This is a genomic window from Paraglaciecola arctica BSs20135 (assembly GCF_000314995.1).
Lineage (GTDB): Bacteria > Pseudomonadota > Gammaproteobacteria > Enterobacterales > Alteromonadaceae > Paraglaciecola > Paraglaciecola arctica.
On the sequence record NZ_BAEO01000027.1, the window covers coordinates 205,254 to 231,877 of the forward strand.

Sequence of the window (26,624 nt, forward strand, 5' to 3'; positions counted from 1 at the left end):
ACCGATTTATATAAAAATTAAACAGTTTACAAGCATTTAGCATGAAAAATGTGGTTAGCTTAGTGAGCTAAACTGACGAATATATTGATTTTTACTAACACTAGTCCAAAATAGCGCCTTTGGCGTAACTAATTCCTACATAGTAAATATTCATCCTTATTTACTATCAACAACATCACCAAGAGTTTTTCATGAAATATCAAGGTAGTCCTGCTTTTACCCATAAACAAAACGATAAAGTGGGGGTCTTGGTTACAAATTTAGGTACCCCCGATGCGCCTAAAAAAGCCGAATTAAGACGTTATTTAAAGGAATTTTTATCCGATCCTAGAGTGGTGGAAATACCTAGACTGCTGTGGTGGATGATTTTGAATTTAGTTATTTTGAATATTCGTCCTAAACGCTCTGCCAAAGCCTATTCTACGGTGTGGACTGAGCGTGGATCACCATTAATGTTTCATACTCAAGATCAAGCCAATGCCTTGCGAAATAAATTACAGCAGCAATATGGTGATAATATAGTAGTGGATTTTGCGATGCGTTATGGCTCGCCTTCAGTGGATTCTGTGGTCGATAAAATGTTACAGCAAGGTGTACGAAAATTAGTAGTGTTGCCGCTGTACCCACAATACTGTGCTTCAACTACAGCCTCTACTTTTGATGCTATTGCCCAGAGTTTCAGCAAAAGACGCTGGATCCCTGAACTTCGTTTTGTCACTCATTATCATGACAACCCCGACTATATAAAAGCAGTAGCCACTAAAATTCAAAACCATTGGGATCAACATGGACGAGCGGATAAATTAGTTTTTAGCTATCATGGTATTCCAAAACGTTACTTATTAAATGGTGACCCTTATCACTGCGAATGCCTTAAAACCTCACGTTTAATCTCAGTAGCCTTGGGTCTAAAGGATAGTGAACACTTTACTAGCTTTCAATCACGTTTTGGTCGAGAGGAATGGCTAAAACCTTATACTGATGATTCACTTAAGACATTTGCAGGGCAAGGTATTAAATCTGTACAAATCGTTTGCCCAGGATTCTCAGCTGATTGCTTAGAAACGATCGAAGAGATTGGTGAAGAGAACCGTGACTATTTTCTTGAAGCGGGCGGCGAACGTTATGAATATATTGCCGCACTTAATGCCGATAAAGAGCATATTCAAGCCCTTACTAATATACTTGAGTCTCAGCTGCAGGGCTGGATAATAACACCAGAAAACACTGAACTACGAAATGAATTGGCAAAATCTATAGGCGCCGAAAAATAAAAAAAGAGTTAAATTACACTGATGACCTAATAAGAACGGTTAGCCTGTGTGTGTTAATATGACTTTTACATTGTGATGTTACTCTCGTCATTGGGAATACAGAATTAGTAAAATACTTATCAAATAATATTATAAAAAGCCGTATAGCCCCTTTAATAGGTGGATAAGACGGATGCAGAACAGGAACTTTAATGTCTACACAAAACCTCACAGACCAAGCTTTGGTCCACACCCCATTTTTTACTAACGATGCTACAGTTATGGGCATTTTGGCTATTTTACTGGGCTTAGTGTTTTACACTGCCAATAGTCAGGCTTCTTTTTGGCGCAAATTTTATATGTTTGTGCCCTCAGTATTACTTTGTTATTTCTTGCCATCGTTATTGAATACTTTTGGTTTAATAGATGGTGAAAACTCCCAGCTTTATTTTGTGGCCTCGCGTTATCTATTGCCTGCCTGTTTAGTATTATTAACCATTAGTGTCGATCTAAAAGCGATAGCTAAGTTAGGCAGTAAAGCTGTTATTTTATTTTTTACTGGTACTTTGGGTATTGTGATTGGTGGGCCAATTGCGCTGCTGCTGGTGGCGACATTTTATCCTGAGTTGTTAGGTGTTGAAGGCCCGGACGCAGTTTGGCGAGGCATGACAACAGTTGCTGGAAGTTGGATTGGCGGTAGTGCCAACCAAGCCGCCATGAAGGAAATTTATGGTGCCGGCGATCAGATGTTTTCGGCTATGGTGACGGTTGACATAATAGTGGCGAATCTATGGATGGCGGTGCTGTTAATTATGGCGGCAAATGCCAAAGCTATTGACGCAAAAACAGGTGCCGATACCTCAGCCATTGATGAACTCAAAGCTAAGGTAAAAAGTTTTCAGGCTGAACATTCACGTATTCCAAGCCTCACTGACATTATGTTAATTGTGGCAGTAGGACTTGGAGTAACGGGTTTTGCTCATATGTTTGCCGATACTATTACCCCATATTTTGTAGAAAATTATCCTGGATTAGCTAAGTTTAGCTTTCATAGTAAGTTTTTTTGGATGATTGTTTTTGCCAGTACTGTTGGTGTAGCGCTGTCTTTTACAAAAGTGCGTCAGTTAGAAGGAGCTGGCGCTTCTAAGATAGGTTCGGCTTTTTTGTATATCTTAATTGCTACCATAGGCATGAAGATGGACGTCACTATGATTGCCGAACAACCCTTGTTTTTTGTAATTGGTGCAATCTGGATGTTAATCCATGCCTCACTTATGTTGATTGTTGCCAAGTTAATCAAAGCACCGTTATTTTATATGGCGGTAGGTAGTCAAGCTAACGTGGGCGGTGCAGCTTCGGCACCTGTAGTGGCCTCGGCTTTTCATCCTTCACTGGCTCCAGTTGCGGTTATGTTAGCTGTATTAGGTTATACGGTTGGCACCTATATGGCTTGGTTCTGTGGGCAAATATTACAAAGCATAAATTGAGTAATATATTATGAACACGACTCTTCAAGCGCCTAAAGCTTTACTTAGGGCGCAAAAATTGGCTAATTTAACCGATACCAAATTTCGCATACCTTTGATAGGTATTCCTGTGGGGTTAGACTTTTTAGTAGGACTTATCCCTGTTGTAGGTGACTTAATAATGGTCGGGGTATCTTTGAGCATTGTGACTATGGCTAAAAGCATGCAGGTACCGCAAGCCTTAAGGATTGCGATGTTGCGAAATATAGGTATCGATTTTGTGCTTGGATTGATCCCGTTTGTGGGGGATGTAGTGGATTTGTTTTATAAATCTAACCAAAAAAACGTGCGTATTATGGAAAAATGGTGGGTTAGCCAGAATCATCAGGCAATCCAATCAAAAGGCCAGCAAACACTGCAAGAGTGGAAAAATTCCCAGGACAGCTAAAGTTGTACGCTTATTCTGGGATACTGTGAGTTTGTAAATCTGCTAATTTGATAATGCTTAAACAGGCTTTGTTAGTCGCTGATAACACTACCTTTGGGGCGCAATTGGCAATAAATGCTTCTTGCCAGCGAGCAGCGCACAAGCACCACTTATCTCCCTCTTTTAAGCCAGAAAATTGATATTGAGGCATTGCAGTGGATAAATCATTGCCTCTGGATAGTGAAAATTCAAGAAAATCTTGTGTGACAATTACGCAAACACTATGATTGCCATGATCATTGGAAGGCACGTAACAAAACCCTTCACGGGTAAAACCGGAATTTCCGCAACAAAGTTTTAGTGGTTTACCTAATACATTTTTTTCGTTTGCCATAGATATTCTCAGTTCATACATCTTAATAAGGATTGTGACAGACTATACCAATATAGAGTATTAGTAATGGACTTGATGAAACCAGCAAATTAATTACTTGATGCATTAAAAGCGCAAAAGTATGCTTATCGGCGTTAATTAGGAACTATGGGATTTTAAACAAACACCTGTATATCAAGACTTCCAAAATGTTATTGATTAAATTTTTTCACATTGAGTTTTGGCTTTAAGCACGATTCAATCTCACAGAAGAGCAAATATGAAAATATATGACACCAAAACAGCCCCCTCGCCAAGACGGGTTCGCATTTTTTTAGCTGAAAAAAATATTCCAATGGAATATGTGCAAGTGGATCTACAAAAAGGTGAAAATATATCACCTCAAATGCGCGCTAAAAATCCAGTGGGTAAAATACCTGTTCTTGAACTAGACGATGGTACTTGTATTAGTGAAGGTGCATCGATTTGTTTATATTTTGAAGAGTTATATCCAGAAATTAATCTATTGGGTAAAAATCCCCTAGAAAAAGCAACAATAGACATGTGGCATCGGCAGGTTGAGCTGTACTTTTTTGGTCAGGTAGGTATGTGTTTTCAACATACAACTGGTTATTTTAAAGATCGTATGACACCGGTTAAAGAATACGGTGAAGTGGCGGGTAAAAACGCACTTGGCTTTCTTAAAGTGTTAGAAAGCCGTTTAGCAGAGTCAGAGTATATCGCCGCTGATCGCTTCACTATAGCCGACATTACAGCTATGTGTGCAGTCGATTTTGCTCGAGTCGTCAATATTAAAATCACTGATGAGCAGACTAATCTGCAACGTTGGTATGCTGCTGTGAGTAGTCGCCCAAGTGCAAAGGCTTAATCTCGCCATCTTTTTGTGATGTCATCATAAGCATCGATTCTTCGGTCTCTAAAATACGGCCAGATACGTTTGATTTGTTCTGTGCGGCTAAGATCGATGTCGACAACTAAGTTTTCTTCTTTATCACTACTAGCTTGGGCGAGTATTTCGCCTTGTGGTCCAGCAATAAAACTTTGCCCCCAAAACTGAATGCCTGCATCACCTGCTACTGGTGATGCCTCAAAACCTGTGCGGTTTGCGACTACCACTGGTAATGAATTAGCCACCGCATGCGAGCGTTGTATGGTTTGCCATGCATCATGCTGGCGTGTTTGTTCTTCTGCAGTGTCGTTTTTGTCCCAGCCAATTGCAGTGGGATAAAACAACATTTCTGCACCTGCCATCGCCATCAACCTTGCTGCTTCTGGATACCATTGATCCCAGCATACCAACACCCCAAGTTTACCTACGCTGGTTTGAATCGGTTCAAAACCTAGATCACCAGGCGTAAAATAAAACTTTTCGTAAAAACCTGGGTCATCGGGAATATGCATTTTACGATATTTGCCGACTAAACCTTGTTGGCGGTCAAACACTACTGCAGTATTGTGATACAAACCCGAGCCACGTTTTTCAAATAATGAGGTGATAAGGACTATGTCTAATTTGGCGGCAAGAGCAGCAAAATAATCAGTGGCTGCACCAGGTATAGGTTCTGCCAAGTCGAAATAATCAGTGTTTTCTTGCTGGCAAAAATACAAGGTACTGTGCAACTCCTGTAGCATCACTAGCTCGCAACCCTGCGAAGCTAAAACGCTGACTTGTTCGGCACTGCGCGCCCAGTTCACATCTTTATCATTACTGGCAACGGCTTGTTGTACCACGCCGACTTTTAAACTACTTTTCTTCATAGACACGGACTCCATTGGCGAAGGATTGCAAAATTTCTGGTTTAAGTATGCCACAAGGTATTTGCATACTAATACAATGCAAGCTACCAAACTGTTGAACTAATGGCAGGCAATTTATCGGCACTATAGTAAATTCTGGGTAGGCTGTTTGCATTATTTGCATAGCTAACTTATCTTCTGGTTGTTGATAAATAGGGCACAGAATATGTTGGTTAGAAATCAAAAAATTGGCATAGGAAGCAGGAAGTCTGTCGCCATGTGAATTAACTATCTGTGGTAACGGTAATTCAAATATTTGGTGAGTGGGTAACACTTGCTGACATTCTTTAACTAAGGCGGCTAACCCAATAAAATGGCTGTCTTCTGGGCGATTAAAAGCCGATTGAATAACCAGACCATTATCTGGCGTAAAACGTACTAAGGTATCAATATGCCCGTCAGTATCGTCACCTTCTAGATGCCCATTTTGTAAAATAATACTTTGTTTAGCGCCCAGAAAATTCTGAAAGACTTGCTGATATTCTGCAATAGACTTATTACCATTTCGTTTAGGATTAGTCAGGCAAAGTTCGGTAGATAACAAAGTGCCATATTGATCAATTTCTAATGCCCCACCTTCCACTACTAAATCAACTGATTTAATTGCTTGCTGACATAGTTGGCTGAGTACATCTTGATTAATCTTATTGTCTTTAGCTGCATCAAATTTTTGTCCCCAACCATTAAAAGCAAATTCGATTGGTTGCAAAGCTGATTCATTTGCACAGCTTAAAAAGCCGTAGTCTCTTATCCAAGTATCATTGTAATCAGCTTTGACTACTAATATTTGCGCTGATTTATTTAGTTTGTTCAAACAATTTTTGATTTCGCTACTGCGTACTAACAACACAACATTAGTTTTAGCTTGGTTGAGTGATTCAATGATCTTTAGATAAACGTTTTGCACGTCATCAAGCCAAGGCTTCCAATCGGTATGTTGATCCGGCCATACCAGCATAACGGCGTCTTGTTGAGTCCACTCGGGTAACAGTTGGTAATTGTCAGTCATGCACATAGTTCATTAAGAAATTTTGAGGATTATAATACCTAACTCGAACTTGGGATAAGGAATGTCGAAATATTTTTAAATTAGTTTAAATATCGAATAAATAGAGTACACCAAGCGCCATGGTGATGCCATTTTTAGGGACAGTGCCAGTAATTATTATCAACTTGCAATGTTGAAACGTTTTAATAATCAACTTTATAACGTCAACAATCGAAATTGATGCTGACTTAATATTGTCGATGCATGGCTTATTGGACAAAAGGTAATTTGTAATTTGGCTTAAAATTTACTTTGTGGCTTAAAAACCGTTAACAACCAGAAACAAATGCAGATTTATTGGGCTTTTGGTGCGTGTATTTACGGTTCATTTAGATTGATTTTAGTGTTTATTTGGTTTTTTAAGTTGTTTTGGGTATAAGTGGATTTTAAAAAGCTATAATTTTCAATCGCTTGAAGTTGACACATAAATTTAACTCTTTGTTTTACATGATATTTACTCGTTTTACACAATAAAACCACAGAAATCTATTGGTTGATCAGTCATAACTACACTGCGGGTTTTGGCCGTAATTGTAAATAACTGGAGAATACTGATGAAAAAACTAATCGCATTATCAATGATTTTTTGTGCACTTAATGCCAGTGCAAAACTCGGTTCGGCCGATGATGAAGTAAAATATGCTGGGGATTTGGATTACAGTAATTTTTGCGAAGCGGTAGTTAAAGATGATGTCAATATGCTTAAACGCAACGTTAGAAGCAAAATAGGTCTAGTGTCTAGTAGTTCTCAAGGTGTATTAAGAAAACTCATCGCTGCCAATGGTGCGGGCATGGCTTGTAATGGTGTCGATTTAGTTTCATTTTCAGAGCAACGCAAAGCATCACAAGTATATAAATACCTTTCTAATGTTAAGTAAATTGTATTTAGAAAATAGTAATGTCAGTCCATAACTTGTTAATGAGGTTATGGACTGGTTCTACTGTCATTACGTTTTTGACAGGCGGCTGCAACTAGTTGGTTGAAAGTTGCTGCATATTGATACAATTGTTTACGTAAACGTAATTCGTCTTCTGACCTCAATGCATCACTACTATCGGCCATTAGTCTGTAACCACATTGTTGTTGAAGTGTGGATGATCCCTCGTTAATGCCAGGAAAAGTGGTGACTCTGCCTGCAAAAGCCAATAAAGTGAAATCTTGTTTTTCAATAGCGAAATTGGCATCGGCTTTAGGATCTGCATAGGGTAGCCACTTGATAATAGCGGTTTGGCTAAGCTCAATATCCTGTTTTTGATTATCTTGAGTTACCTCAGATGTTTGAGATAAAAAAGATGAATTGGTTTGACTACAACCAAGAGATAAACAACTTATCGCAGCGATAAACATTAAAGGGGATATACGGTTATTCATAACGGCCCTTATTAATTGATTGATATAGCTTTACAGAAAAACAAAGAAAAGACAAAAAACTTAACAGTAACATACTCCCCCCGCCAGAATCACCTGAGTCCCCTGAAACTACAGGAACCGAATTAACTTGAACATTCAGGCTAGCTTCGTCTGTTAATGTGCCGTCTGATATAACATAGATTATAGATTCGTTGCCTGTAAACCCGGCTGCTGGAGTATAAGTTAATTGTTGATTTAATACTGCTACCTGTCCTTCACCAGTATAGCTAAATGATGTGATACTGAGCTCATCTAGATCCACATCAGTATCGTTACTTAATACGTTAATAACCGTAGTATCACTATTTTGTTGGATCGAAGCTGTATCGTCATTAGCAATGGGGGCGTCATTGAGTGCTGTTACTTGCACCTGAAATGTTAATACGTTGCTATCTAATTCACCATCGTTCACGAACACCATTGCGTTTAAGGTGCCATTAAAGTTAGCGTTAGGTGTAAGTGTTTGTTCACTTACACTATAGTTTTCTCCGTTTTGGATTGTCAGGGAGAAGTCTCCTGGATAGTCGGAATCAGGGTCAATTACTTTTATATCAGTAAAATCAAATTGCCGTTGTGAGTCTTCGTTGATACTCAAAATATCCAGACTGTCGGAGCTAGCTATAGGCGCGTCATTGACTGCCACTACTAGTACTTGAAGTATCAATAGGTTGCTGTCCAATTCTCCGTCATTAACAACCACCTTCACAGCTAAGACTCCATTAAAATTGGTATCAGGTGTCAGAGTTTGTTGATCAATACTGTAGTTATCGCCGTCTTGGATTGTCAGAGTAAAGTCTTCTGGATAGGCTGAGTCAGGATCAACAATAGTTAAATCGCTAAAATCAATGATCCGCTGTGAGTCTTCGTTAAGGCTTATGCTGGACTGATTATTTACTGTCACAACAGGAGCATCATTAACTGCTAAAACTTGTACTTGAAGGGTAAATACGTTGCTGTCCAATCCCCCATCATTAACGGTTACTGGCACTGTTAAGGTGCCATAAAAGTCGGCATCAGGCGTCAAAATTTGTTGATTTACAGTATAGTTGTTGCCTTCTTGGATCGTCAGGGTGAAGTCTTGTGGATAGGCCGAGTCGGGATCAGTTACATTTAAATCAGCAAGATCAATTTGTCGCTGTGAATCTTCGTTAAGGCTAATAACATTCTGACTATTTATTAAGGGGGCAACTGGGTCAAGGTCAATAATAGCAAAGGTTTGGTCGCTGACAGCGTAAAAGACGTTGTCGCTACATCTTAAGACCAGTCTTGCTGCTGCACTGCTAATATTAGGTGCTCTAACGATTTGCTGCCCGTCATTGGGCGTTTTTAAAAGTACTGTGGTTTCTATAGGATTATTGACATCAGCAATAACTAAAATATCCACATTGGCACAGTTGATGGGGGCTGTGAGTGTATCCCCCATATTCCAAGTCACTGCTTGCTCAAAAAGTGCCTGCCATTCATTTGGTGTAGCAATACTGAACGTTTGGCTAGTGTTGGCCACAGTAATGACTACATCTTGTTGGTTTACGCCGCCATTGTTGTCTCTAGCGGTCAACCTAAAGCGCATATCCCTGTCGGTAGTGGCATAAGTTTCGCCTTTGGTGGTTTGGCCTCTAAGCACGTCACTTAACTTAGGAAAGTAACGTTGTGCTATACCTACTGGGCTAAAAGAACGAAAAAGTGGGTTGCTGCCATTATCGATATTCATTTCGGCAAGGCTACTCGTTGCTCCTAAAGTCCCTCCATTGTCAAACTGTTCCCAAGTGAAGCTAAGGAAGTCGTTATTAGCATCAGTTGCAGTAGCGCTTAACACAAAAGGCGTGGCAGCCGGGATTGTATAAGCATTTTGTGGCAACTGAATTTTTGGGATGGCGTTTTCAATTTCAACCTCAACACCACAGCGTCGTCCAGAGAAACTTTCAACATAGGTACGGATTTCTTGAATTGATATTGAATGAAAATAAGGGTCGCTATCATCTTGTATATTTTGTGAGCCACAAATACCTGCATAAGACATAATAGTGGAGCCGCTGCCGGGTTCGAATGCAGAGTCAATGGAGCGTCCATTTTGCTCACAATTAGAAGAATTAGTCGCATTAAAAGTATGTCCTGCTCCCAATTGATGCCCTAATTCATGGGCGACCAAATCAATATAAAATCGTTCACCCTGAGGATTGTCTAAGCCTGTATAGCCTTGGGCTTTGAATTGGCTGTTACATACCACTCCTACGTAAGCTAACCCGCCACCATTTGTGCCTAATACATGGCCAATATCATAGTTTTGATTACCTATAGCTTGGTCAACAACACTCTGATTTTCTTCAATATCAGTGGCTGCATCAGTATTAGTGTATGGGTCAGTGGCTGCATCAAAAAAGATTATGTCTTGGTTATCAACCAATTCAAATTGTATTGCTAAATCAACTAACACAACCTGATTGATGCGGTTAACCAAATTCATTAATTCCGCTATAACGTTTTGGGTTGTTCCTCCTAACTTTTGGGTGTATTCACCTGTTGTACTAATGGCCAGCGAATAAGTACGTACTTTATCGCCAGTGGTGACTAACTTTTGGGCTAATTCAGGCCCTGCTATCTGTTCTTCAGCTAGTAAAAAATCAGCTGTAAGTGTGGCTTTTTCTGACTTGGAAGGCGCATCTTTGTACCAATAACTCGCATATTCAATTGCCTCACCTTGATACCTCGGCGATAACAACATCCACTGGTTGTTGTACCGAAAAAAACCAAACAAGCCTAGATGAGAAATACTAAACCGTCCTATATTTTGGGGTTGGTCAACCTGCTGAGCTTGATAGGCCATAAAGTTAGGGTATTGTTTGGCCAAATCTTCACTTAAAATGGGGGAAGGACTCAATTTGACAGTTATACTCAAGCCGTTAGGAAGAGGAACAGTGATTTCAGTGGCTAAATTTAGATTAGAGAACTTGTTGGTCAATAAAGATTGGTTTATCTGTATGTACCTAGCTTTGTCAGCCAAAACACGTAGGGGTTTGATGTGTTCTGATTTAGCGAGGGGAGACTTTTCTTGCCATAAGGTTTCGCCTTGAATAGAAAAATTGATAAAACTGAGGGTTAATAACAAAAAAAACTGACGAATAATTATGCCCATTGCTGGGGTCACTAAAGTTTGCATATATACCTCTAAGACTACTTAAATACTGTAAAACGGCGAATACATTAGCTTTACATCTACAAGGTTAATTAACTTTGCATGCAAGTAAGCTTTCAATCTGTTGAATGGCAAATTCTACTTGGGCTATTTGTTCTGAATCCGATAAGGCAAAGTCTAACCCTAAAATACTTTTGATGTGAAACTCGCTTTTTAAAAGATTAAAAAAAGTCACTGCATATTTATATGCTAATTCTTCAGTAATTGGCTGCTCTGCAAACTTTAAAAAACACTTTACCAAATAATCCAAGATATGTTTGGGGCCGGCTTGGTAAAATAATTCAGCTACTCTTGGGTTGCTATTTACTTCACCTATTATGATCCGATACATGGAAATCACTTTGTCGTCATGCAATATCTTAACTATCTGCAGACCTCTTTCGCGCAAAAGCTGAATTAAACCATAGCTTGCACCCTCTAAGGGTCTATCATCTAGCCGGTACTCGGCGCACTTATCCTCAATTACGGCTAAGAATAATGCTTCTTTATTGCTAAAATGCGAATAAACAGTTTGCTTTGAAACACCTGATTGTTTGGCTACCATTTCCATAGAGCAACCACTAAAACCAAATTCCAAAAAAAGGTCACTGGCTGCTTCTAGCACTTGTATACGCTTTTCCGCACTTTTTGGCCTTCCAGCCTTCTTTGTCTCTTTATTCAACAATGATAAACCTCCTCTGATACTAAAAAGTATTTGCAACCTTCATATTAAATACTATTATATATCAAACTAGACGGTCTAGTATTTAAATATTTTTGATCTCATCATAGCCAATAGGAATTTTATGACAAGTACTAATCAGCTGCCACAACAGCCAGGCTATAAAAAACATTTGGTTTGGTTGATCGCGCTTATCGCTTTGATTGCCTTAGTGTTATTAATGAAAGCATCTGGCACTGGACAGACACAGCAAGCACCTATTGTAGCTAAAAAACACCTAGTCAATGTTATGCCTATTAAATGGCATGAGCAATATGTGCAAAAACGTTTAGTTGTTGGTCGTGCAGAAGCTCCCCAGACTGCGGCAATAGGTTTCGATTTAGCCGGCTCTGTCGTGAATATGTTGGTTGATGAAGGGCAAACAGTCACTCAAGGGCAAATATTAGCTGAATTAGATGATGCAAGGTTTAGAGCCCAAATGATTGAGTTATCTGCTATTTTGAAACGCGCTAATTCAGAAGCTAATTTGGCCAAGTTATCACTTAAGCGAGTGGCTGAATTGGTAGCCAAAAAACTAGAGTCAGCTCAGCGTTTGGACGAAACAACTGAATCAGTAAATGCCGCCAATGCATTTGCTGATGAAATTTTAGCCCGTAAGCAAACGCTGCAAATTGAAATAAGTAAAACTAAGTTGCGGGCGCCTTTTGATGGCAGTGTTGTTAGCCGTTTAGTTGATAAAGGCACTGTAGTTGCCACAGGGCAAACTTTATTTACTCTGCAACAAAATGGTCAATTGGAGGTTAGGTTTGCACTTTCGGCTGACTACACAAATAAACTTGCCATCGGCCAAGTTGTCACTCTGATGACTCAATCCAGTCAACTATTAGGTAGCATTAAATCTATTGCACAGCAACGTAGGTTAGATACTCGTACAGTAGATGTCATCATTCGTTTGACTGAACAGAACCCGTCTATTTTACCCGGTGACTTATTACATATGGATATCAGTAGTGAAATAAACGCTAATGGCTTTTGGGTGCCGCGAAAAGCCTTAGTGAGTGGTGTAAGAGGATTATGGAGTCTGTTTGCTGTTGAAACCATAGATGGCGAACAACAACTCGTGGCTAAGCTAGTTGAGATGGTGCATGCAGATGACAAAAATGCCTTTGTACGAGGTGCTCTCCATGATGCTGAGCTTGTAGTGATAGAAGGTGTTCAGCGTTTAGTGCCGGGGCAAAAAGTGGTTGTAGCTGACAACATACTGACTAACACAGTTACAGGTTTATTATAATGTCACAATCAATACAACCAAATAATCAGCAGCATTTCCCTTGGTATAGCCTGTTTTTCCGCAATGGGCACTTGTTAGTGTTAAGTATCATGGTATTGGTGGTGGCTGGTTTGTCCGCGATTAATAATATCCCTCGTTTAGAAGATCCTAGAATCGATATCCGAAATGTGTTGGTCATTACGCCTTATCCAGGCGCTTCATCAGAAAGAGTAGAAGCACTGGTTACAGATGTAATTGAAGATGAACTGAGACAGCTACACGAAATTAAGGAAATAAAATCTACCTCTCGCTCTGGCACCTCTGTTGTGGCGCTTGAATTACAAGCATGGGTAGATAGCAGTAGCAACGAACAAATTTTTTCCAAAATCCGTGATGGTATAAACAACGCGAAACTCAAGTTTCCTCAAGGAGCAGGTGATCCTATTCTTGATGAACGTAGAGGGGCAACTGCTTTCACCTTACTTGTAGGTTTACAACCAGCACAAGGTTATGGGACTCCTCTGTCCATTATTAGTCGAATGGCAGATCATTTATCTGACCAATTGCGTAATGTACCCGGTACTGAGTTGGTAAGAGTCTACGGCGAGTTAGACGAAGAAATACGAGTGACTATTGACCCTCAGCAACTTACCCGTTCAGGTTTAAGCATAAGCCAAGCGAGTGATATAATAGCAAGTGCAGACCCTAAAGTACCTGCTGGAATGATGTATTCAACAGCACAAAATATGCGCATTCAAGTAGCACAAGAGCTTGATAGTGTGTCCACCATTAGAGACTTACCGTTACGGTCAAACGAACAAGGTGGATATTTGCGGTTGGGCGACATAGCCACAGTAGAAAGGGGGGCTCGTACACCAGTTAATGACATTGGTATGGTTGATGGGCAACAGGTCATATTTGTTGCATCACGGATGCAAACCACATTACGAGTTGATACTTGGACAGAGAATGCTAAAGAGATTGTTAATAAATTTAATAGTCAATATGGTGGCACGGTAGAAGCTAATATTGTGTTTGAACAGAATATTTATACTGAAACACGTTTATCTGAGTTAACCACAAACCTATTACTGGGTAGCTTAGTGGTTATGGCTGTGGTGTTCATCTTTATGGGAATAAAGGCGTCTTGGATTGTCGGATTGTCACTGCCACTGTGCGCGGCATTTGCTATATTTTCATTAAGTTTTTTTGATGAACAAATTCACCAAATGTCGATCTTTGGGATCATTATCGCTATCGGTTTACTCATTGATAATGCCATTGTTATCACAGATGAAATTAGAAGCAAATTAGTCAACTCTGATATCAGCCGCATCGATGCCTTAACACAAAGTATCCAACATTTATTTGTACCGTTATTAGCATCAACTTTAACTACTATTTTAGGTTTTATGCCCATTTTTTTACTGCCGGGCAATATTGGTGACTTTATTGGGTCAATTGCAATTAGTGTGGTGATGGCATTGATTGGCTCTCTATTTATTTCCCTGACTATTATTGCGGCCTTAGCTGCTCGTTTTTTATCCAGAAAGTCAGAGCTGTCATCGGCTTGGTATTCCATTGGTATTCAAGCTCCATCTATTAGCCTTGGATACAGAACTGCTCTGGAAAAAGCACTTAAAAGACCTTTGTTAGGGGTATTGGTTTGTATTGCCATTTCGGCTTCTGGATTTATTTTATCTGGGCAACTTGGAAATGTATTTTTCCCAAGCGCTGACAGAGATCAATTTGAAATTTACTTGTGGTTGCCAGAAGGTACCGCGATTGAAGAGACCCAAGTTGTGGTTAAAAGTATGGATAAACTGATCCGTCAAAAGCAGCAAGTGGCACAACTTAGTTGGTTGGTGGGTGGGTCATTTCCATCTGTGTATTACAACCAAGTCATGAATAAAGATAATTCATCGCACTATGCAAATGCAGTTGTAAAAGCAAAAAGTGTCTCGGATGCCAAAGTACTTATAGGTGAATTGCAAACAGCGTTAGATCAAGCCTATCCGCAAGCTAAAATTGTAGTGCGAGCATTTGGCCAAGGCCCGCCGGTATCGGCACCGGTAGGGCTCAAAATATTCGGACCTGATATCAATATTTTAAATACCTTGGGTGAACAAGTTAGATTGGCAATGTCACAAACACCGGGTATATCTCACTCTATCGCTTCTGTTACTTTTGGTGAGCCAGAATGGGTGCTTGAAGCAACACAAGACGCCAGCCAAATGGCTGGTATGTCGTTAGTGGAAATTTCTCAACAACTTCAATACGCCTTAGACGGAAAAGTAGGCGGTTCGATAGTAGAAGGCACCGAAGAAATACCTATCAGAGTTCGAGTTGGAGATGAATTAGGGGGAGAACTAGTCCAAATTCAGAACTTACCTTTACTGAGTGAAAAACTGGCTAGACAAGGGGTATCGATGCCTGTGTCAGCTTTAGGTGATTTTTTACTAAAACCCACAGTGGCAGGCATTACCCGACAGAACGGCGAGCGAGTGAATAATGTTGAGGCGTTTTTACTGCCTGGCGCTAAAGCTATAGATGTAGGTGAGCAAGTATTAAAAAGTCTAGACGATATGAATTTTAGCATGCCCAAAGGTTATCGTTTTAAAATGGCTGGCGATGCTGATGAACAACAAGAAGCATTAGGCCAATTAGCCACATATGCGCCGGTTTTGTTAGTGTTGATGATTACCACCTTAATCTTATCGTTTCGTAGTTTGAGGTTAGCGTTAGTGATAGGTTCGGTGGCGGTTTTGTCAGTCGGTTTAGGTATGTTGAGTCTTTGGCTTTCTGGTCTACCAATTGGCTTTAATCCTTTACTGGGTTGTGCTGGGCTTATCGGTGTTGCAATCAATGGTTCAATTGTAGTGATAGCAGCGATTAATGCTAACCCACAAGCAAAAGCAGGAGATATTAGGCAAATTGTCGAAGAAACCATGGGCTGTAGTCGACATATTTTGTCCACCACCTTTACCACTGTAGGAGGCTTTATTCCTATGTTGTTATTTAGTGAAGGAACGTTTTGGCCACCTTTAGCTGTAGTGTTGGCTGGTGGTGTAGGATTTTCGGTAATATTATCCTTGGTATTCACACCTTTAGTAGTGTCTAGATTAAATAGACCAGTATAAAAATACTGCCAACTTCGTGTTTAAAGCAAAGTGTATAGAGAGGCTCGTTGACACTAGCTGTTGCTTGATAACTCGGTTGCGAGGTAGGATAAAAACATTGTATATAGCGGCTGAGTAATAACATGAAATCTGCTAAAAAAACTAAAATTAGCTGGTGGCAAACCGATTGTGTGAAGTGCAAGCGGATCAGAGCGTTGATTATTTGGGCAATATTAAGTTGTATTATTTACCTTTGGTTTTTGGGGTAATTAGGAGCAGCTACTTTTTATGCAAGATATTATTGAAATCAGGAGCCAAGCCAAACGTAATGTGATTGCCAGTGTGTTGATTGGTCTAGTTGGCCTGTGTTTGGCTAGTATTACATTTTCTGTGCTTCCTAAATCTCTATACTTGATTGGAATATTTTTGACTAGTGCATCACTAGTGGCATTACTGATTGCTTGGGTTAAATATAGAGAGCCACAGTTCAGCTTTTTACTTTCTAGAACAGCTATTCTTTACAACCATAGGAATGGTCGATGGCAGCTTGATTGGCATAATATTCAACGTATTGATGTACCCAAAGTAACTCATGGCGTAGAGCTCAAATCCCTTGATATGGTGGCGATTAAGATTAAAGACTATTCAGTCTTTTTGGAAACAGTATCACCACGGCTAATGAGCAACATTTTAATGGAGCAGCGACCTTTATTATTCCATGATATGCCCCCTTCGCAAGACTGTGCTACTGGCAGTTGCCATAGTGACGATATGTTAGAGCACGACTATTTTAAGGACTCCAAGGGTATCGAGTACAAAGGTATTCAAGCCATGTTTGCAAACCGTATGACTAAGCTAAGAGCGCGCTTAGGATATGATGTTTTTATTGCTGGCTCTGAGTTAGATCGTCCTGAGCAGGAATTTGTCGATTTGTTACGGCAATGCCAGCAACGAGTATTAGCCACTCCCAATTCAGCTTAAATAATATTCGCTTGTTTGACTGCTAATAATAGGTCAACAGATTCACTCTTTAGTCTACTCACCCTTAATTTCGCAAGCTCAATCTGCTGACGTTTTAATGCGCTTTCCATATCACTACAAAGTGTCAGCATCGCAGGCACACCTGTATAACAACATGCGCCGTGTAATTGATGCACTACTGTCTGCATCTCCTCATAGTTTTCAACTTGGTTAGCTTTTTCAATTGACTCAACCAGCCCCGGTAATTGTTCCACAAATTGTTGCAATATATCCTTAGCAGTATCTTCATTTTGATGAGCGCGCTTTAGTGCGAGTGGCCAGTCAAAACTGGGCTGTTGCTCATTAATAGGATCCGCTATCTGACACCAGCGTTTGATCAAGTCTATTAAATCCGACAAGTTGATAGGTTTAGGTAAATAATCATCCATTCCTGAAGCGAGTAGCCTATCTTGCTCTTCTTTAAATGCATGAGCAGTGACTGCAATAATAGGAGTGCCTAAGTTTAAATCTGTCTGTCGGATCTGTTTAGTGGCCTCTAACCCGTCCATATTTGGCATTTGTACGTCCATGAGGATCAAATCAAATTCATGCTCTTTGCATTGTGATACGGCGTCCGCGCCACTGTACGCCAAGGTAAGTTGTAAATTGGTTTTTTTCAACCAAGTGGTGAGTAGCCGCAAATTGATTTCCATATCATCCACAGCCAACACTTTAGCCCTTGGCAATGCCGCTAAACGCTGTTGTAATTTATCAGTAGGATTTTCTTCTGGAGCATGTAATAAGCTGTTCAGTTTGCCTAAAGTCAAAGGCAGACGCATTTGATGTGAGAAATATTGCGATAGATCGTTACGATTTGATAATGATTCAAAGCCAGAATATAACAATACAGCATCATCCGCATTTAAGTGCCGCGTGGCTTCCAAAATGCTGGGCAATATATTTTCTTTGTTGTTAGGTACACATATAAAAACTAAATCATAATGCTGTTTTAGTTCTCTAAGATAAGCTAATGATTCGACGCCGGTCACGCTTGCGCCTAAATAAGTTAGTATCTTCACACCACAATGGCGGGATTGAGGAAAGGGGTCAAAATAAACAATTCTTTTATCCAACCATTCACTGTCGGGGCTAAGGGAAAGATTACTATTAAGCAGGTTGCATCTGATAGTTACTGTAAAAGTACTGCCTGAATTGGGTGTACTTTGTAGATGGAGTTCGCCACGCATTAATTTGACTAATTCTTGGCAGATTACCAGGCCTAAACCTGTTCCTTGGTATGAACGGCTTAGGGCATTATCAACTTGTGAGAAAGCTGCAAACAGTTTTCTTTGATCTTCGCGGCTTATGCCTATTCCAGAATCTTCAATTTTAAGTACAAGTTCGTAAATGCCATGATCTCGCTCTTTTCCATGGGCCGAAAGGCTGACAAAACCTTGGTCAGTGAACTTGAGCGCATTTCCTAGTAGGTTGTTCAAAACCTGCTTAATTCGATAGCTATCACCAATTAGTTTTTCAGGCAAAGGTTCTAGGTTGTAAACAAATTCTAGATTTTTTAGGTGTGCAGACTTAGCCATAACACTGACCATATCTTCTAACATTTCGTTAGGTAAAAAAGGGTGGTTGTTTATTTTTAGCTTACCGGCTTCAATTTTGGAAAAATCCAATAATCATTAACTATGCTGAGTAAGTTATCTGCCGCAGCATTGATAATACTGACTTGTTCTTGTTTTTCTGGAGGCAGTGAATTTGAATGTAACTCTTTGCTAAAGCCTAATATGGCATTCAGAGGCGTGCGTATTTCATGACTCATATTAGCTAAAAATTGTGACTTAACGTTACTCGCTGTAATGGCATCTTTACGAGCAATATCTAAGCGCACGTTTTGTTCTTCAACTAATTCAATATTGTTTCTTAAGTCCTCTGTTGTTTGTTCCACCTCCTGTTCCAACTGGTGACGGCTTTTATCCATTAAGGCCAGAGAAAATAAAATTGCCTCAATAAAAACACCTAGTTGAAAACAATAGGTTGTGAAGAAATTGGAGGGCAGAATAGTCGTCAGACTCAACATGCCAATAAGTGCAAATCCGGCAAATATGCTCCATGCAAAAATAAAGTACCGAGCAGCATAAAATTGATTTCCATAACTCTCAAAACCTGCGTAAGTGCAAGTGGCAATGGCAATTATGCTTACAATATAAACCAAAGCGTTTTGCCAATCAGGAGGTAATATGTTTAATACCGACAACAGACTTAAACTTACGAAAAGGCCGATACAAATTTTAATATAAACCAAAGCGGTAGGCGCTGATCTGGACATTTCTAAAAATGAAATAGCAAACAATCCAGAACAAATACCTATGACCACATAGATCAAATCTGTATGAGAACTGACCCATATGGTGATTGAACTGGGCATCAATAAATGTAAATGGCCACCCCAAACAAACTGCCAGATCAACACCGAACTAATATAACCTACATAAGCTAGTAAACTATTTTCCCTTAACCCTATAAACAAAATAAGGTTATAGAAGACCAACATGATGAGTCCACCATAAAACAAACCCCATATTAGGTTGTCATAGAAATTAATTTGTTCGTGATGAATTTGAGTTTGGATATCGACTGGCGCCAATAATGCAGACTGTTGGCTTTCTATGCGTATATACAAGTCGATTGTTTGCGCATAAGGCATATCTAGCGTCAAAGTTGGAAAGCGAAATCTGGGGTGCGGGCGAGCCTTACCGTCACTAATATGTCCAAGAACTTCGTTACCTAACAAAACGTAGATATCCACTTTTTCTAATTGCGTAAATGCAACATCAATAACCCATTGTTTATTGTCGGTAACGTTGCTGATAGTGGTGTGCAGCCATACTCCTTTATCGGAAAATCCATAGTTTGGATTGTCACCGACTTGCCAAACAAATTCATCTAGTCTTTGTTTGACGTCAAATAGCCCAAGTGCATTGTCTGTTTCTCGAAATACCTTTAATTGCGGAGATAACCTGATAACTTCATCTGCAGTAATTAATTGAACATCGCTTTGCGCGACGGCCCACAGAGGTAGGGATAACAAAATTACTAGTAAAAACCTGTAGTGGCGATGAAACATCAAATTCAGTCAATGTAGGATTTAATTAACATCATTAAACCATCTGACTAATACTTATGGCAAACGTTTGGTCAACAGGTTTTCGCATTATTTTGATGGGCAAAGACAAACTTAGGTGATGCAATCGGTGCCAATTATAGGGTAACCTATTCAGCAAAGTAATGCGGTATTAGGCAGTGCTTACTTTCAACCTGCAATTTCAAACAAGAATAAGTGGTAAAAAGTCCAACATGAGTCAAGAAACCATTATCAATAAAGATGGCATCGAGCAGTTAACAATGCGTCGATTCACTGAAGAATCGTACTTAAATTATTCCATGTACGTCATTATGGACAGAGCATTGCCGCATATTGGTGATGGTTTGAAGCCGGTGCAAAGACGTATAGTGTATGCCATGTCTGAGCTTGGTCTGAATAACGCAGCTAAGTACAAAAAATCGGCGCGTACTGTTGGTGACGTATTGGGTAAATTTCACCCCCATGGTGATTCGGCCTGTTATGAAGCTATGGTGTTGATGGCGCAGCCGTTTTCTTATCGTTATCCTTTAGTAGACGGGCAAGGTAATTGGGGAGCGCCAGATGATCCTAAATCCTTCGCCGCAATGCGTTATACCGAATCTCGATTATCTAAATTTAGTGAAGTGTTATTAACTGAGCTAGGTCAGGGCACTGTTGATTGGCAGCCCAATTTTGATGGTACTTTAGATGAGCCAAAGGTATTGCCGGCTCGTTTACCGCATATTTTATTAAATGGGATTACCGGTATTGCAGTGGGAATGGCGACTGACATTCCACCGCATAATGTACGTGAAGTCGCCAATGCTTGCGCACATTTATTAGATAATAGTAAAGCTGAATTACACGAATTATTAGAATTTGTACAAGGGCCAGATTACCCTACAGACGCTGAAATCATTACCGCAAAAGCCGATATTACTAAGATTTACGAAACTGGCCGCGGTTCAATCAGAATGCGTGCAGTGTACACAGAAGAGCAAGGTGACATAATTATCACTGCGTTGCCTCATCAAGCATCGGGTGGCAAAATTCTCGAACAAATAGCCGCTCAAATGCAGGCTAAAAAGTTACCTATGGTCAGTGATTTACGTGACGAGTCAGATCACGAAAACCCAACTCGTTTGTTGATTACACCGCGCTCAAATCGTGTTGATGTAGAACAACTGATGCAACATTTGTTTGCCACTACAGATTTAGAAAAAAGTTACAGAGTTAATATCAACATGATTGGCTTAGATGGCCGACCTCAAGTGAAAGACTTGCGAATGATACTAACCGAGTGGTTGACCTTCAGAAAAGACACTGTGGTACGGAGGTTACAGTTTAGATTAGATAAAGTTCTTGCCAGATTACATATTCTTGAAGCTTTAATGATCGCCTTTTTAAATATTGACGAAGTCATTCGCATTATCCGTTACGAAGAAAAACCTAAACAGCAATTAATGACTCAGTTTAGTTTATCGGATATTCAAGCTGAAGCGATACTCGATTTAAAACTCCGTCACCTTGCTAAATTGGAAGAAGTCAAAATCCAAGCAGAGCAAGAAGAGCTAGCCAAAGAGCGAGATGCGCTGCAGTTATTATTAGGTTCTGATAAACGATTAAAAACGCTGATCAAAAAAGAAATATTAGAAGCTGCAGAGATATATGGCGATGATAGGCGCTCACCTATTGTTGCGCGGGGTGAATCTAAAGCCTTATCTGAAAAAGAGTTAATTCCTTCAGAAGCCGTTACTGTGGTGTTGTCTGAAAAAGGCTGGGCTCGATGCGCTAAAGGCCACGATGTGGATGTAGAAGGTTTAAGTTACAAAGCCGGTGACGGCTATCAGGCTAGTGCCAAAGGGCGTAGTAATCAACAAGTGGTATTTCTCGATTCCTCAGGTAGGGCGTTTTCCTGTGATGCTCATGGGTTACCTTCAGCTCGTAGCCAAGGAGAGCCATTGACCGGCCGATTTAATATAGTCAGCGGAGAAAATGTTGAACATTTGGTTATGGGCAATGATGAACAACAATATCTAATGGCTTCTGATGCCGGCTATGGGTTTGTCGGTAAGTTTAGCGATATGGTTAGCAAAAACAAAGCAGGCAAAGCCTATTTGTCGCTATCTACTGCAGCTAAAATCATTGGCCCACAGCCAGTGTTTAATCTTAAAACCGATTGGTGCCTAGCTATTTCGAACGAAGGCAGAATGTTAATGTTTCCGCTGCGTGATTTACCGAGTTTAGGTAAAGGAAAAGGTAATAAACTGCTTAGTATTCCGTCAGCAAAAGTACAGTCCAGAGAAGAGTATGTCAGTGTGTTGGCCGTAGTGCCGCAAGGAGCTAACGTTAAGATCCTCGCGGGCAAGCGAGGTATGACACTTACCGCTGCTGACCTTGTTCACTATCAAGGAGAGCGCGGAAGACGAGGCAATAAATTACCTCGTGGCTTACAACGAGTAGATGGTGTTGAAGTTGAAAAAGTTGGGCTAGTCGCTACCGAAACAGAAGAAACTGATCCTATAGATGGCAATGATCCAGACTTACTCCTTTAATAACATAATGATTTCAAAGCGAATGGGATTCTCTCATTCGCTTTTTATTATGATTCAATTAAAAGAATATATATTTCTCTATATGAAGACTGGTTATTTGGGCTCAATTTCTCGCACATGTCGTCTGACTGATAGTAACGAGCCCGTTAGACCTAGAAATACCGACAGGCCCAACATCCACAAGAAGGTAGAGAAGTCAGCACCGGTTAAATTAAAACTCTTTTGATATAATTCACTTACAACATTGATACTGCTGCTCATCCACCATAAAAGTAAAATAACTGCTATCCATGCTAATAAACCACCTAAAAAACCATACCAAAAACCCGTATACATAAAAGGTCGTTGGATAAAGGCATCTGTGGCACCCACTAATTTCATCACTAAAATTTCGTCTTTTTTGCTAAGAATATTTAGTCTTATCGTATTGCCGATAATGAGTACAACAGCTAGAAATAATAAAAGAGCAATAACTGTGACCAAATCTTTGACTACATCTAGCAAGGCATGTAGACGCTCAAGCCACTCAACATCTAATTTACCAATATCAACTTCCCTTTCATCTCTTAACTTGTCTAACAGTAAGCGGGCGGCTTCAGGGCTGGAATGACGACTGGTGGGGGTGACTAGTATCACATTGGGTAAAGGGTTTTTATCTAAGTAGGCAATGGCATCACCAAAGCCAGACAACTGCTTAAATTCGTCAAGTGCCTGATCTGCAGAAATATAGTCGATTGCATCGATTTCTGGCCAAAGCTGAATACGTTTTAGAAGTTGATCGATATCTCCCTGACTAGCATTCTCTTTCAAAAATAAGGATATTTGTGACGCTTGTTCCCAACCAGAACTAACATTCTCGGCGTTTTTGACCATTACATAGAGTGTGCTAGGAAGGGTAATACTTAATCCTAAAACACCTATTGTCATAAGTGATGCTGCCTTTGAGCGCCACAACTCTCCCAAACTGCCTAGTGCTTGCCTGAAATGACTGACAAAAAACATCAAAAAACGTTGATAAGTTGAAATTTGAGAAATTTGCGCGCCTTGCACTCGACCTTTAAATAATATGCTCATTTGCTTAAGCTCATTAGTGAGTTAGCTAACAATGAGCTACATAATAGGTTACACATAGAGATCGTCACTTTGAAATTCATCGGTTAACCCATCGGTTATCATCTGACCTTGTTTGAGTGTGAGTGTCCTATATTTCATACGGGCAATCAGTCCAAGGTCGTGGGTAGCGATAAATACGGATACACCGGCTTGGTTAAAATCCTCAAATAAGCGAATAATTTCCATTGATAATTTTGGATCTAAATTACCTGTTGGTTCATCTGCTAATAATAGTGGTGGTTTGTTCACTACGGCTCGGGCAATTCCGACTCTTTGTTGTTCGCCACCTGACAACATAACAGGTAGATTTTTGACTTTATCACTTAGACCTACCATTTCTAAGGCGGCATGAACTCGTTTTGCTGTTTCTTTGTGGGAATAACCTTCGATAATTAAAGGCAAGGCCACATTGTCAAATACACTTTTATCCATTAGTAACTGGTGACTTTGAAAAATCATTCCAATATCGCGGCGTATATAGGCTATTTGTTTACGTTGAATGCAGCTTAGATCGTGACCATTGATTAACACTTTACCCACAGTGGGTCTTTCCATTATGGATATCAGTTTGAGCAAGGTGCTTTTCCCGGCGCCAGAGTGCCCAGTTAAAAATGCCATTTCACCTGGTTCGATGTGAAAATCGACCTTCCTTAAAGCTTGTTGTCCGCCGGGATAGGTTTTACTGACTTGTTCAAACTTAATCATATAGTGGCTTAGTTCGTTTTTTCTTGTTGGCTGTCAGACTCTATAAATAGCGCATTTACAAAATCTTGGCTATTAAATGGTCTCAAATCATCAATACCTTCGCCTATGCCGACATAACGGATAGGAATATTAAATTGGTCGGCAATGGCGAAAATTACTCCGCCTTTTGCAGTTCCGTCCAATTTAGTTAAGCTTAATCCGGTTAAGCCAACTGCTTCATTAAATAATTTGGTTTGGCTGACGGCATTTTGTCCAGTACCCGCATCTAGGGTCAGCATGATTTCGTGTGGAGCATCGGGGGCGATTTTTTTCATCACTCGCACTACCTTTTTTAGTTCTTCCATCAAGTGATCTTTGTTTTGCAAGCGTCCAGCTGTATCTGCAATCAAAACATCAATATTTTTTGCTTTAGCTGACTGAAATGCATCAAAAATAACCGAGGCGCTGTCCGATCCGGTTTGTTGTGCAACCACAGGAATATTATTACGGTCGCCCCATACTTGTAGTTGTTCAACAGCTGCTGCCCTGAAGGTATCACCTGCTGCCAACATAACCTTTTTACCTTGCTGCTGGAATTGTTTGGCCATTTTTCCGATTGTTGTGGTTTTACCCACTCCATTTACTCCGACCATTAAAATGACAAATGGGCCAGACTCGGTTTTAAGTGTTAAGGGCGACTCCACTTTCTTCAATATATCGGCCATTTGTTCTTTTAATAACTGATATAAAGCATCACCGTCTTTCAATTGTTTACGATCTGAACTCTCAGTTAACTGTTTGATGATTTTAACTGTGGTGTCCATACCCACATCAGCCACTAACAATTGTGTTTCTAGTTCTTCAAATAATTCATCATCAATAGCTTTTCCACGAAACAAACTAACAATTCCGCTACCAATACTTTCTTTGGTTCGAGATAGTCCGCGTTTTAACTTACTAAAAAAACCAATCGTCTCAGCTTCTTGTTGTTCAATAGTAGGATCTTCATTAGGAGCATCTAGTATTTCTATACTTGGTTTATTCTCTTCCAAAGAGGTGTTTTTTTCTGTTGGGGGATTTTCGATTAGGGAGTCAGTAATAAATTCTTTGGTCTTTAGTTCCGGCTCGACCCTTTCTGGAATCTTTCTCGACTCGTCTTCTTCAACAGTTTTAGTATAAGAATGATTGTTTTCTATTACTGAGGTGTTTGCACCTAACTCCTTGTTAATAGAGACTTTAGGCTCAGGTTCGCTCGCGATTACAGCTTGTTCTGGTTGATTCTCTTCACTAGGTTTTATAATTAAATCTTTAGTGACAGAACTATCATTCTTTATTGATTCTGCTTCTGAACTTACTGGTTCATCCGCCGCTTGCACTGGGACTTCGTTAACGACAGGAGACTCTTCTTGTTGCTTATCTTTTTTGAGCCATTTGAAAAACTTTGACATACCGGTGAGAAATCCTAGTTAATTGGGTAAACTATTTAATTCAGTTCACAATAATAGCATTTCTATACCAAATGAAGCGAGACGAAAAACGTTCATCAAAGAGCCGCGTAGTACGAAGCTCAAAACCTAGTGGCACTGTGCGGATTATAAGTGGTCGTTTTCGCGGGCGTAAATTGCCGGTTCTCGATAAACAAGGCTTACGTCCTACTACTGATAAAAACAGGGAAATGTTATTTAGTTGGTTGATGCCATACACAATAGATGCAAGGTGTTTAGACGCGTTTGCCGGTAGTGGTGGACTAGGATTTGAAGCTTTATCTCGTTATGCAAAAAGTTGCACTTTTATCGAGCTAGATAAATACGCGGCAAAAAATGTGGCAGATAATATTCAATTATTGGACTTATCGGTTGAACAGGCGAAAATCATTCAAGGTAATAGCTTAGATAAGCTAAATATCTTGGAGCAGTCCTATGAGCTAATCTTTTTAGACCCGCCTTTTAATCAAAATCTACTTACACAAACGATTGTACGTATTGTTGAAAAATCCCTATTAGCAATCGATGGCGTCATTTATATCGAATGTGAGGGGCAGGGTGCTGGTTATTCTGTACCTGAAAATTGGCAATTAATTAAAGAAAAACGCAGTGCGCAGATTTTGGCTAGAGTTTATCAAAGAACAAGCTAATGAGCT

21 protein-coding genes are annotated in these 26,624 nt (G+C 40.0%); 10 read left to right on the top strand and 11 right to left on the bottom strand.

Going from position 1 to position 26,624, the window contains the following annotated elements:
• Positions 1-191 precede the first annotated feature (191 nt).
• The 3 genes from hemH (at position 192) to GARC_RS10155 (ending at position 3,167) form a co-directional block, all read left to right on the top strand.
• The gene (hemH, locus tag GARC_RS10145; RefSeq protein ID WP_007619494.1) at positions 192-1,274 is read left to right on the top strand and encodes a ferrochelatase; all 1,083 of its coding nucleotides are present in this window, start codon (positions 192-194) and stop codon (positions 1,272-1,274) included.
• 191 nt (positions 1,275-1,465) lie between these two features.
• Positions 1,466-2,740, top strand: a complete 1,275-nt coding sequence (locus GARC_RS10150) for a DUF819 family protein (RefSeq protein ID WP_007619495.1) — start codon at positions 1,466-1,468, stop codon at positions 2,738-2,740.
• A 10-nt stretch (positions 2,741-2,750) separates the two neighbouring features.
• Positions 2,751-3,167: a DUF4112 domain-containing protein gene (locus GARC_RS10155; protein WP_007619502.1), complete on the top strand. Its 417-nt coding sequence runs from the start codon at positions 2,751-2,753 to the stop codon at positions 3,165-3,167.
• Between the two features lie 10 nt (positions 3,168-3,177).
• Here the strand turns inward: GARC_RS10155 and GARC_RS10160 are convergent, their stop codons facing one another.
• Positions 3,178-3,540, bottom strand: coding sequence for a DUF2237 family protein (locus GARC_RS10160; RefSeq protein WP_007619505.1), 363 nt, complete (start codon positions 3,538-3,540; stop codon positions 3,178-3,180).
• A gap of 259 nt (positions 3,541-3,799) precedes the next feature.
• Here GARC_RS10160 and GARC_RS10165 point away from each other — a divergent pair, with 259 nt between their 5' ends.
• The gene (locus tag GARC_RS10165; RefSeq protein WP_007619507.1) at positions 3,800-4,408 is read left to right on the top strand and encodes a glutathione S-transferase family protein; all 609 of its coding nucleotides are present in this window, start codon (positions 3,800-3,802) and stop codon (positions 4,406-4,408) included.
• Here the strand turns inward: GARC_RS10165 and GARC_RS10170 are convergent.
• On the bottom strand, positions 4,405-5,298 hold the full coding sequence (locus tag GARC_RS10170) for a carbon-nitrogen hydrolase (protein ID WP_007619511.1): 894 nt from the start codon (positions 5,296-5,298) through the stop codon (positions 4,405-4,407). The genes GARC_RS10165 and GARC_RS10170 overlap by 4 nt on opposite strands.
• On the bottom strand, positions 5,285-6,346 hold the full coding sequence (locus GARC_RS10175) for an agmatine deiminase family protein (RefSeq protein WP_007619513.1): 1,062 nt from the start codon (positions 6,344-6,346) through the stop codon (positions 5,285-5,287). The genes GARC_RS10170 and GARC_RS10175 overlap by 14 nt, the downstream gene beginning before the upstream one ends.
• 593 nt (positions 6,347-6,939) lie before the next feature.
• On the opposite strand from GARC_RS10175, the gene GARC_RS10180 reads away from it, so the two are divergent.
• Entirely contained in the window at positions 6,940-7,263 is a 324-nt protein-coding gene (locus tag GARC_RS10180) for a DUF3718 domain-containing protein (RefSeq protein WP_007619521.1), read from the top strand.
• Positions 7,264-7,310: 47 nt separating this feature from the next.
• Here GARC_RS10180 and GARC_RS10185 read toward each other — a convergent pair whose 3' ends face one another.
• The 3 genes from GARC_RS10185 to GARC_RS10195 form a co-directional block, all read right to left on the bottom strand.
• A complete protein-coding gene (locus GARC_RS10185) occupies positions 7,311-7,757 on the bottom strand; it encodes a hypothetical protein (protein ID WP_226989096.1) in 447 nt (148 codons plus the stop codon).
• Positions 7,750-10,953, bottom strand: a complete 3,204-nt coding sequence (locus GARC_RS10190; protein ID WP_007619534.1) for a tandem-95 repeat protein — start codon at positions 10,951-10,953, stop codon at positions 7,750-7,752. The genes GARC_RS10185 and GARC_RS10190 overlap by 8 nt, the downstream gene beginning before the upstream one ends.
• A gap of 64 nt (positions 10,954-11,017) precedes the next feature.
• A complete protein-coding gene (locus GARC_RS10195) occupies positions 11,018-11,650 on the bottom strand; it encodes a TetR/AcrR family transcriptional regulator (protein ID WP_226989098.1) in 633 nt (210 codons plus the stop codon).
• A gap of 124 nt (positions 11,651-11,774) precedes the next feature.
• Between GARC_RS10195 and GARC_RS10200 the strand changes: the two genes are divergently transcribed.
• The 3 genes from GARC_RS10200 (at position 11,775) to GARC_RS10210 (ending at position 17,020) form a co-directional block, all read left to right on the top strand.
• Positions 11,775-12,941: an efflux RND transporter periplasmic adaptor subunit gene (locus GARC_RS10200; protein ID WP_007619545.1), complete on the top strand. Its 1,167-nt coding sequence runs from the start codon at positions 11,775-11,777 to the stop codon at positions 12,939-12,941.
• Positions 12,941-16,060 (top strand): efflux RND transporter permease subunit, encoded by a 3,120-nt coding sequence (locus tag GARC_RS10205; protein ID WP_007619547.1) that lies wholly within the window; start codon positions 12,941-12,943, stop codon positions 16,058-16,060. Before GARC_RS10200 ends, GARC_RS10205 begins: the two co-directional genes overlap by 1 nt.
• 267 nt (positions 16,061-16,327) lie before the next feature.
• Entirely contained in the window at positions 16,328-17,020 is a 693-nt protein-coding gene (locus GARC_RS10210; RefSeq protein WP_007619550.1) for a DUF2982 domain-containing protein, read from the top strand.
• Here the strand turns inward: GARC_RS10210 and GARC_RS27245 are convergent.
• Positions 17,017-18,684: a response regulator gene (locus GARC_RS27245; protein WP_226989100.1), complete on the bottom strand. Its 1,668-nt coding sequence runs from the start codon at positions 18,682-18,684 to the stop codon at positions 17,017-17,019. The two genes, GARC_RS10210 and GARC_RS27245, sit on opposite strands and share 4 nt — an antisense overlap.
• Positions 18,651-20,099: a 7TMR-DISM family protein gene (locus GARC_RS27250; protein ID WP_226989102.1), complete on the bottom strand. Its 1,449-nt coding sequence runs from the start codon at positions 20,097-20,099 to the stop codon at positions 18,651-18,653. The genes GARC_RS27245 and GARC_RS27250 overlap by 34 nt, the downstream gene beginning before the upstream one ends.
• A gap of 266 nt (positions 20,100-20,365) precedes the next feature.
• Between GARC_RS27250 and parC the strand changes: the two genes are divergently transcribed.
• On the top strand, positions 20,366-22,687 hold the full coding sequence (gene parC / locus GARC_RS10220) for a DNA topoisomerase IV subunit A (RefSeq protein ID WP_007619552.1): 2,322 nt from the start codon (positions 20,366-20,368) through the stop codon (positions 22,685-22,687).
• A 93-nt stretch (positions 22,688-22,780) separates the two neighbouring features.
• Here the strand turns inward: parC and ftsX are convergent, their stop codons facing one another.
• From ftsX to ftsY, 3 genes are read right to left on the bottom strand one after another with little or no spacing between them, the layout of a single operon-like run.
• Positions 22,781-23,761 carry a permease-like cell division protein FtsX gene (gene ftsX / locus GARC_RS10225; RefSeq protein ID WP_007619554.1) on the bottom strand — a complete coding sequence of 327 codons (981 nt, stop codon included), beginning with the start codon at positions 23,759-23,761 and terminating at the stop codon, positions 22,781-22,783.
• Between the two features lie 48 nt (positions 23,762-23,809).
• Complete coding sequence (gene ftsE, locus GARC_RS10230; protein ID WP_007619555.1) at positions 23,810-24,505, bottom strand: cell division ATP-binding protein FtsE; 696 nt, start codon at positions 24,503-24,505, stop codon at positions 23,810-23,812.
• A gap of 8 nt (positions 24,506-24,513) precedes the next feature.
• Positions 24,514-25,932 carry a signal recognition particle-docking protein FtsY gene (gene ftsY / locus GARC_RS10235; RefSeq protein WP_007619558.1) on the bottom strand — a complete coding sequence of 473 codons (1,419 nt, stop codon included), beginning with the start codon at positions 25,930-25,932 and terminating at the stop codon, positions 24,514-24,516.
• A gap of 71 nt (positions 25,933-26,003) precedes the next feature.
• Here ftsY and rsmD point away from each other — a divergent pair, with 71 nt between their 5' ends.
• Positions 26,004-26,618 (top strand): 16S rRNA (guanine(966)-N(2))-methyltransferase RsmD, encoded by a 615-nt coding sequence (gene rsmD / locus GARC_RS10240; RefSeq protein ID WP_007619560.1) that lies wholly within the window; start codon positions 26,004-26,006, stop codon positions 26,616-26,618.
• Positions 26,619-26,624 lie beyond the last annotated feature (6 nt).